Here is an 8,416-nt window from a genome sequence, read left to right on the forward strand (position 1 = left end):
CGCCCCGGCCAACGGCTAAGCTGATGCGCGACGGCCCACGCCGGGCAGGATGGAACGCACAGGGAATGGCATCGATCTACGCTTTGAAAGGGCGCTTCCAGGCGCTGCTGCGGCCGCTGGTGCGCCGCCTGCATGCGCTGGGCGTCAGCGCGAACCAGGTCACCGTCGCGGCGGCCGTGGTCTCGCTCGCGGTTGCGGCCGCGGTCGGCTGGGGCGCCGTCGCGCGGCCCTGGCTGTTCGCGCTGTTGCCGTTGTGGATGTTCCTGCGCATGGCGATGAACGCCATCGACGGCATGCTGGCGCGCGAGTTCGGCCAGCAGTCGCGCCTGGGCGCTTACCTCAACGAGCTGTGCGACGTGGTTTCCGACAGCGCCCTGTATCTGTCGCTGTTCGCGGTGCCGGGCCTCGCCGCGGCGCCGCTGTTCGTGTTCGTGCTGTTGGCCGCATTGACCGAGTACGCCGGCGTGCTCGGGCTGATGGTCGGCGCGCCGCGCCGCTACGACGGGCCGATGGGCAAGAGCGATCGCGCCTTCGGCATCGGTCTGCTCGGCGTCCTGCTCGCCGGCGGCTGGATCGGCGCGGCGATTACGGAACTCGCGCTCGTCTTCATGGGTCTGATGTGCGTGTGGACCGTGGCGCGCCGGGTGCGCGCCGGTTTGCGGCATGATGCCGCGCAAGACAGTGTCGGCCAACGACAAGGAGAACAGCGATGAGGGAACATCAGGAACGTCATTACGCGAGCTTCGACGACGCGCAGTTGTTTTATCGCCACTGGCCGGCGACGCAGGCCGCGGCGGGACAGCCGCGCCGCGCCGTGGTGCTGTTGCACCGCGGCCACGAACATTCCGGCCGGGTCGCGCACCTGGTCGGCGAGTTGAACCTCAACGACTGCGACTTTTTCGCCTGGGACGCGCGCGGCAACGGCCGCTCGCCCGGCGAACGCGGCGATGCGCCCGGTTTCGAGGCCCTGGTGCGCGATCTCGACCGCTTCATCGCCCACATCGCCGAGGCCCACGGCATCGCCGTCGAACAGATCGCGCTGGTCGCGCAGAGCGTCGGCGCGGTGGTCGCGGCGACCTGGGTCCACGACTACGCACCGCGCCTGCGCGCGCTGGTGCTGGCCTCGCCGGCCTTCAAGGTCAAGCTGTACGTGCCGTTGGCACGGCCGGGCTTGAAGCTGATGCAGAAGCTGCGCGGCAACTTCTTCGTCAACAGCTATGTGCAGCCGCAATGGCTGAGCCACGACCCCGAACGCATCGCCAGTTACCGCAACGACCCGCTGATCGCACGGCCGATCTCGGTGCGCGTGCTGCTGGGTCTGTACGAAGCCGCCGACCGCATCGTCGCCGACGCCCAGGCGATCACGGTGCCGACGCAGTTGCTGGTGTCGGGCGCCGACTTCGTCGTGCACCGCGGCCCGCAGGACCGTTTCTACGAACGCCTGGGTTCGGGCATCAAGGAGCGCCACCTGTTGCCGGACTTCTATCACGACACCCTCGGCGAGAAAGGCCGGGCGGCGGCGGTGAACCGCATCCGCGGTTTCGTCCAGGCGCGTTTCGCCGAACCCTTGCGCCGCGCCGACCTGCTCGACGCGCATCGCCATGGCCCGAGTTTCGAGGAATCGGAAAAGCTGTCCTGGCCGCCCGAGCGCTGGTCGCTGGCCGACTTGCGTTGGCGTTTCGTCCGTGCCGGCCTGCGCTTCGGCGGCCGCTTCTCGGAAGGCATCAGGCTCGGCATCGATACCGGTTTCGATTCCGGCAGCAGCCTGGACTACGTCTACCGCAACGAGGCGCGCGGCAGCGGGCCGCTCGGCCGCATGATCGATCGGAATTATCTCGAAGCGATCGGCTGGCGCGGCATCCGCGTGCGCCGCGCCCATCTGCACGAGTTGTTGCGGATCGCGATGCGTCGCCTGCGCGCGGCCGGCCTGCCGGTCGATGCGGTCGATATCGCCGCCGGTCATGGCCGCTATGCGCTGGAAGCGTTGGCGGGCGGCGCCGAGCGCGCCGACTCGATCCGCCTGCGCGATTACAGCGAGCTCAACGTCGACAAGGGCCGCGCCCTGATCGATGAGCTCGGCGCCGGCGCGATCGCGCGCTTCGACCAGGGCGATGCCTTCGACCGCAACGCGTTGGCGGCCCTGGATCCGCGCCCGACCCTGGCGGTGGTGTCGGGGTTGTACGAATTGTTCCCCGACAACCAGCAAGTGCGGCGTTCGCTCGACGGCCTGGCCGCGGCGGTGCCGGTGGGAGGCTATCTGGTCTACACCGGCCAGCCCTGGCACCCGCAGCTCGAATTCATCGCCCGTGCCCTGACCAGCCACCGCGGCGGCGAAGCCTGGGTGATGCGGCGGCGCAGCCAACAGGAGATGGACGACCTGGTCGCCGCAGCCGGTTTCCGCAAGATCGACCAGCGCATCGACGCCTGGGGCATCTTCACCGTATCGCTGGCGCAGCGGGTCGAGGCATGACCGCGGCGTTAGCGCCGCGCGGCTCGGGAGCGCCTGAGCCGCGTGGCTCATCGTCTGGGGCGCCGGAGCGGCGTCCCTGGGGCAGGGCGCTGCTGTGGCTGTCGTTGCTGGGGCCGCTGTTCTTCCTGAGCTACGGCTACGCCAATTCGGTGGCGGCCGCGCGCACCGACGTGCCGCACATCGTCTTCGCCTGGGAGCACGCGATTCCGTTCTGGGCCTGGACCATCGTGCCGTACTGGTCGATCGACCTGTTCTACGGCATCTCGCTGTTCGTCTGCCGCGACCGCCGCGAGCTCGACAACCAGGCGCTGCGTCTGTTGACCGCGCAGGCGATCGCGGTCGGTTGCTTCCTGTTGCTGCCCTTGCGCTACACCTTCCAGCGCCCCGACAGCGACGGCGTGTTCGGCTGGTTGTTCGACGTGCTGCTGGGCTTCGACAAACCCTTCAACCAGGCGCCGTCGCTGCACATCGTGCTGCTGATCGTGCTGTGGGTGCGTTTCGCCCACCATCTGGGCGGGCCATGGCGCTGGCTGCTGCACCTGTGGTTCGCATTGATCGGCGTGTCGGTGCTGACCACTTTCCAGCATCACTTCATCGATATTCCGACCGGCCTGCTGGCCGGCTGGCTGTGCGTGTGGTTGTGGCCCGAGCGCGTCGCCGCACCCTGGCGCGGCGCGGCTCTGGCGCGCGATCGGCAGCGTTGGAAGTTGGCGGCGGCTTATTGCACCGGTGCGGCGGTGCTCGCGTTCGCGGGGTGGTCGCTCGGCGGGGCGGCGTGGTGGCTGCTGTGGCCGGCCTGGTCGTTGGCGATGGTCGCCTCGAACTACGCCCTATTCGGCGCCGCGGGTTTCCAGAAGCGCGACGACGGGCGTTTGAGCCTGGCCGCGGGCTGGCTGTACGCGCCCTACCTGCTGGGCGCCTGGCTCAATTCGCGCTGGTGGACGCGGCGTGCGCCGCAACCGGTGGCGGTGGCCGACGGCGTTTGGCTCGGCCGTGTGCCGGGCGCGGGCCAGCGCGGCGAATTCGCCGCACTCGTCGATTGCAGCGCCGAGCTGTCGCTGCCGGCGTGGCGCGAAGGCGATGCGGTGCGGCCGATGCTGGACCTGGTCGCGCCGACGCCGGCGCAGTTGCGCGAGGTGGCGCAGGACATAGAGCGTGTGCGCGAACGCGGCAAGACCCTGGTCTGCTGCGCCCTGGGCTATTCGCGCAGCGCCGCGGCGATCGCCGCGTGGTTGCTGCTCAGCGGGCGCGCCGCCAACGTCGACGAAGCCATCGCGATCCTGCACAGGGCGCGGCCGGCGATCGTGCTCGGCGCGGCGCATCGGAGCGCACTGGAGGCCACGCTCGGCAGTGGAGACGCTGCCGATGCTGGACTGCCGGGAGGGCAGGTGGCATGACGAGCTCAACCACGACGTCGTTCGACCTGCGCGCCATGGCGGCCCTGCTGGCGCAGGGGAGGCAACTGCACGCGCTGTCGCTGCTATTGCTGGCGGCGGCGCTGCTCCTGGCGGCGCTGCCCGCGGTGGCCGTGGCGACGGCTACGTCGGGCGCGTTGCCGCTCGCGCTCAGCCTCGTCGCCGGCTTGCTGCAGTGCTATTACGCGCTGCGGGTGGATTTCGACGCGCGCCTGTTCCAGGCCGCTTCCGAAGACGAGGACAGTGCGCGCGCCGCACAACGGCTCGACGCGAGTCTGCTGGCGCTGGGTTTGCTCAAGCCCGGTCGCGAAGGCCGCGATTGGCCGGCGCGCTGGCGCGGTGCGCGTGGTCTGATGATGCGCCAGGCGATCGCCCTGTCGGTGCAGACGGCGGCCGTGGTGTGGGCGTATGGACGAGTGTGGGCATGAACGGAGTTCCCTTGGACGACCACGATATCTGGACGCCGCAACGGCAGGCGTTGTGGCAGCGTCTCAGCGATTACCGCTTCGGCGGCGATCGGCCCGAGGCGTTCGTCGACCGCGTCGCGCATGCCTGCCAGTCGACCCGCGAAACCGCGCAGGCGGCGATCGAGGAGTATCGGCGTTTCTGTTTTCTCGCCGTCGGCGCCGGCCATGCGGTCACCCCGAGCGAGATCGTCGATCGGGTCTGGCATACGCATATGACCGACACCCGCGACTACTGGCTGAAGTTCTGCCCCGAGGCGCTCGAACAGCCGCTGCATCATTCGCCCTCGCTCGGCGGGCTGGCGGAAGACGAGCGCCATCGCCGCCAATACTTCGCCACTGTCGACAGCTACCGGCGTTACTTCGGCGATCCGCCGACGCGGTTCTGGGCCGGCGAGCCGCAGCCGGCGCGCCTGACGGCGGACGAATCGGTGTGGTTGCCGCTGACCGAGGTCAACTCGCCCTGGTTGTTCGAGCCGAAGGGGCTGGGCCGGTGGTTCTGGGGCTGGAGCGGGCTGTTGGCCGCGGTCTTTCTGCTTGGCGGCGCCGGGAACGGCAGCTTCGATCCGCTGGAGTGGCGCGGCGGTTGGTTCCTGACCCTGTATTTCGCCGTGATCGGTTGGACGTATACGGCCGGCAACGCGGTGCAGCGCTTCATGCGCGGCCGCGACGGCCCGAGTGCGCAAACGCCGGCCGATTCGATCGAACTCGGCTTCCTGGCCGGCGGCGCCGAGCGCGCCGCCGATGTGGCGTTGGTCGAATTGCTCACCCGCGATGCGATCAGGCTGGACTATCCGGGCGCGGCGGAAAGAGTCGCTTCGTCGCGTTCGCCGGTGTGGCTGCGCGCCAGTGCCGGCGCAGCCGGTGTGCCGTCGCGATTGCTGGGGCTGGCGAAGATCGTGCAGCGCACCCAGCAGCTCGCCGAGGCGCTGCCGGCGCTGCAGGCGCACTACGCGCGCCTGGCCGAACCGATGCGAAGCAAGGGCTGGTGGCTCAGCGCGGGACAGCGTTGGCGCGGGCGCCTGGCCGCGGCGCTGCCGATGTACGCCGTCGTGGTTCTCGGCGTGACCAAGATATCGATCGGCGAAGCCCGCGGACGGCCGGTCGGGTTCCTGGTGGTGCTGACCGCCCTGGCCGGATTGATGGTGTTGGTGCAGCTGTGCACGGCGCAGCGCCGCACTCGCGCCGGCGACCGGGCGCTGCTGGACGCGACGATCAAGACGCGCCGTTCCGACGATCTGGCCGAGCGCGTCGCGCTGGCCGGGACGATGGCGTTGGTCGGTACGCCCTTGGCCGAATACCACACCTTGCGCACGCCGGTGTCGAGTTCCAGCGACTCGGGCAGCAGTTCCAGCGGTTGCGGCAGCGGCGGCGACAGCGGCGGCGGCAGCGGTTGCGGCGGTTGCGGCGGTGGTGGCGATTGAACGGAGTACAGCGATGACGACCCGACCCGATCCCGACCGGCCAGGCTCCGACCGGCCCGGCTTCGATCGAGACCAACCCGAACCGGCAACCAACGAACCGGTGCCGTTGCAGCGCCGGGACTGGCGCCTGGCCTTGGCCGCGCGCTTGCGCGCACACGGCGCCACGCCCAACGGTATTTCCCTGTTCGCCATCGGCTTGTCGGCGCTGGCGGGGCTTTCGTTCTTCTTCGCCTTGCGCGACCCACCGCATTACGGCGCGGTCTTGTTGCTGTTCGCGGCGCTGTGCCTGGTCGGGCGCTTGCTGTGCAACCGGCTCGACGGGTTGCTGGCGCGTCGCGGCGGCATGGTCGGCAAGGCCGGCGAGATCTACAGCGACGCGCCGGACCGGCTCGCCGATGCGCTGGTGTTCCTCGGCGTGGGTTATGGCCTGACGCCGTGGCTGGCGTGGGCCTCGGATCTGGGCTGGGCGGCGTCGCTGCTCGCGGTCGGCACCGCCTACGTGCGTGTGCTCGGCATGGCCTGCGGCCTGCGCGAACACGACGAGGGCCCGATGCCGCGGCGCACGCGCATGATCGCTACCGCCGTCGCCGCCGTGCTCGCGGCGATCGGCCTGGCCCTGGGGCATGCCGTGGTGGTCGCGTGGAGTTTGCTGGCGGCCCTGGCCGCGGTGATCGTCGGCGCCGTTTGGACCATCGCCCAGCGTCTGCGCGCGATCGTGCGCGAGCTGGAGGCGCGATGATTTCGCAGTGGCTGGCCAGCGGTTTCAGCGGCGCGATCCGCCTGCTGACTGGCGCACGCGCGCTGTGGCGATGCGCGCCCTCGTCCGATCATCGGGTCTATTACGGCAACCACGTCAGTCACGGCGATTTCGTGATGATCTGGTCGGCGCTGCCGCCGGCCTTGCGGCGCGAAGTGCGGCCGGTGGCCGGCGCCGACTACTGGCAGCGCGATGCGATGCGCCGCTATCTGATCCGCGAAGTCTTCAACGGCGTGCTGATCGAGCGCGACCCGGCGCAGCGCAAGCAGGATGCCATCGAGACCTTGTGCGAGGCGGTCGACGAGGGCTGTTCTTTGATCCTGTTTCCCGAAGGCACGCGCAACCAGAGCGACGAGCCGCTGTTGCCGTTCAAGAGCGGCCTGTATCACCTCGCGCACCGGCGGCCGGAACTCGAATTCGTGCCGGTATGGATCGACAACCTGGCGCGGGTGATGCCCAAGGGCAAGCTGCTGCCCTTGCCGTTGCTGTGCACGGCGACCTTCGGCGATACCTTGCGGCTGGGGCCGGACGAGGACAAGCAGCAGTTCCTCGAACGCGCGCGCAATGCCTTGCTGGCGCTGTCGGACCATGCCCATGCGCACGACCACGGCAGCCGGGGAGTCGGCGCATGATCGATATGCTGCGCGGCCTGCCGCATTCGCTGTTGCTGTTCATCGGCGTGGCGGGGGTGTTGCTGATCGCGACCGCGATCGCCGAATACCTGCGTTGGCGCACGCGCGAGCGGCCGAGTGCGGTGATCGCCAACCTGGTGGCGCGCATCCGCGCCTGGTGGGTGATGGCGCTGGTGGTCGGGCTGGCGTTCGTGGTCGGCCGGGTCGGCATGATCGTGTTGTTCGCGCTGGTGTCCTTGTTCGCCTTGCGCGAATTCATCACCCTGACTCCGACCCGGCGCAGCGATTACTACGCCTTGTTGGCCGCGTTCTATCTCGCGTTGCCGCTGCAGTATTGGCTGGTCTACACCGACTGGTACGGCCTGTACACCTTGCTGATTCCGGTCTACGCGTTTTTGCTGTTGCCGATACTGGCGACGGTCGGCGGCGACACCACGCGTTATCTGGAGCGCACGGCGAAGGTGCAGTGGGGCTTGATGATCTGCGTGTTCTGCATTTCGCACGTGCCGGCGCTGATCAATCTGCGCATCCCCGGTTACGAGGGGCGTAACTTGTTGCTGATCGCGTTCCTGGTGATCGTGGTGCAGTCCTCGGACGTGCTGCAATACGTCTGGGGCAAGCTGTGCGGCAAGCGTCTGATCGCGCCGAAACTGTCGCCGTCGAAAACCGTCGAGGGCTTCGTCGGCGGTGTCGCCTCGGCGACCGCGCTCGGTGCGGCATTGTGGTGGATCACCCCGTTCACGCCCTGGCAGGCGGCAGCCTTGGCTTTGGTCACCAACCTGATGGGTTTCTACGGCGGCCTGGTGATGTCGGCGATCAAGCGCGATCGAGGCATCAAGGACTGGGGCCACATGATCGAAGGCCACGGCGGCGTCCTCGACCGTCTCGACTCGGTCTGCTTCGCCGCCCCCGTCTTCTTCCATCTGATCAGATATTGGTGGGTGTGACCGGACCGCTCAGCGCGCACTGCGCGCTGGTCCGGTCACACGCCCGGCCAAGGATGGCCGGGCCGGGCATCACGAAGCCCGCGCAAGTCTTGCCAGGGACGGCAGCGAGTACAAGAAGAAGCGCCGTACACGTGCACTGCGCGCTGGTCCGGTCACACGCCCAACCGCAGCGACGTACGTAAGCGTCGTAGCCGAAGGTCAGACAATCGGAAGCCCGCAGAGTCGGCGCTCCGGCAACCGCGTGGTATTAGTCCCCTTCGCCTGTCGCGGCTTGCGCCGCTCCTACCCCGGAGGATTCGTTGCCTTT

The 8,416-nt window shown here is 69.0% G+C and carries 8 protein-coding genes; all 8 read left to right on the forward strand.

Annotated features, from left to right (window positions below; translation table 11 throughout):
* Positions 1-65 precede the first annotated feature (65 nt).
* The 8 genes from ACTJJK_RS05375 to ACTJJK_RS05410 all read left to right on the forward strand — a co-directional run bounded on the left by ACTJJK_RS05375 (position 66) and on the right by ACTJJK_RS05410 (position 8,109).
* Positions 66-713, forward strand: coding sequence for a CDP-alcohol phosphatidyltransferase family protein (locus tag ACTJJK_RS05375; RefSeq protein ID WP_440729682.1), 648 nt, complete (start codon positions 66-68; stop codon positions 711-713).
* A complete protein-coding gene (locus tag ACTJJK_RS05380) occupies positions 710-2,470 on the forward strand; it encodes a bifunctional alpha/beta hydrolase/class I SAM-dependent methyltransferase (protein WP_440729683.1) in 1,761 nt (586 codons plus the stop codon). The genes ACTJJK_RS05375 and ACTJJK_RS05380 overlap by 4 nt, the downstream gene beginning before the upstream one ends.
* Positions 2,467-3,867 carry a phosphatase PAP2/dual specificity phosphatase family protein gene (locus tag ACTJJK_RS05385; protein ID WP_440729684.1) on the forward strand — a complete coding sequence of 467 codons (1,401 nt, stop codon included), beginning with the start codon at positions 2,467-2,469 and terminating at the stop codon, positions 3,865-3,867. Before ACTJJK_RS05380 ends, ACTJJK_RS05385 begins: the two co-directional genes overlap by 4 nt.
* On the forward strand, positions 3,864-4,313 hold the full coding sequence (locus tag ACTJJK_RS05390) for a hypothetical protein (RefSeq protein ID WP_440729685.1): 450 nt from the start codon (positions 3,864-3,866) through the stop codon (positions 4,311-4,313). The genes ACTJJK_RS05385 and ACTJJK_RS05390 overlap by 4 nt, the downstream gene beginning before the upstream one ends.
* Positions 4,310-5,773, forward strand: coding sequence for a TIGR04222 domain-containing membrane protein (locus tag ACTJJK_RS05395; RefSeq protein WP_440729686.1), 1,464 nt, complete (start codon positions 4,310-4,312; stop codon positions 5,771-5,773). Before ACTJJK_RS05390 ends, ACTJJK_RS05395 begins: the two co-directional genes overlap by 4 nt.
* 106 nt (positions 5,774-5,879) lie before the next feature.
* On the forward strand, positions 5,880-6,512 hold the full coding sequence (locus tag ACTJJK_RS05400; RefSeq protein WP_430536896.1) for a CDP-alcohol phosphatidyltransferase family protein: 633 nt from the start codon (positions 5,880-5,882) through the stop codon (positions 6,510-6,512).
* The gene (locus ACTJJK_RS05405; RefSeq protein WP_440729687.1) at positions 6,509-7,162 is read left to right on the forward strand and encodes a lysophospholipid acyltransferase family protein; all 654 of its coding nucleotides are present in this window, start codon (positions 6,509-6,511) and stop codon (positions 7,160-7,162) included. The genes ACTJJK_RS05400 and ACTJJK_RS05405 overlap by 4 nt, the downstream gene beginning before the upstream one ends.
* Complete coding sequence (locus ACTJJK_RS05410) at positions 7,159-8,109, forward strand: phosphatidate cytidylyltransferase (protein ID WP_440729688.1); 951 nt, start codon at positions 7,159-7,161, stop codon at positions 8,107-8,109. Before ACTJJK_RS05405 ends, ACTJJK_RS05410 begins: the two co-directional genes overlap by 4 nt.
* The last annotated feature ends 307 nt before the right edge of the window (positions 8,110-8,416 follow it).

Origin of the sequence: Lysobacter sp. 22409 (genome assembly GCF_052045105.1) — a bacterium.
In the GTDB taxonomy this organism is placed as follows: domain Bacteria; phylum Pseudomonadota; class Gammaproteobacteria; order Xanthomonadales; family Xanthomonadaceae; genus Lysobacter; species Lysobacter antibioticus_B.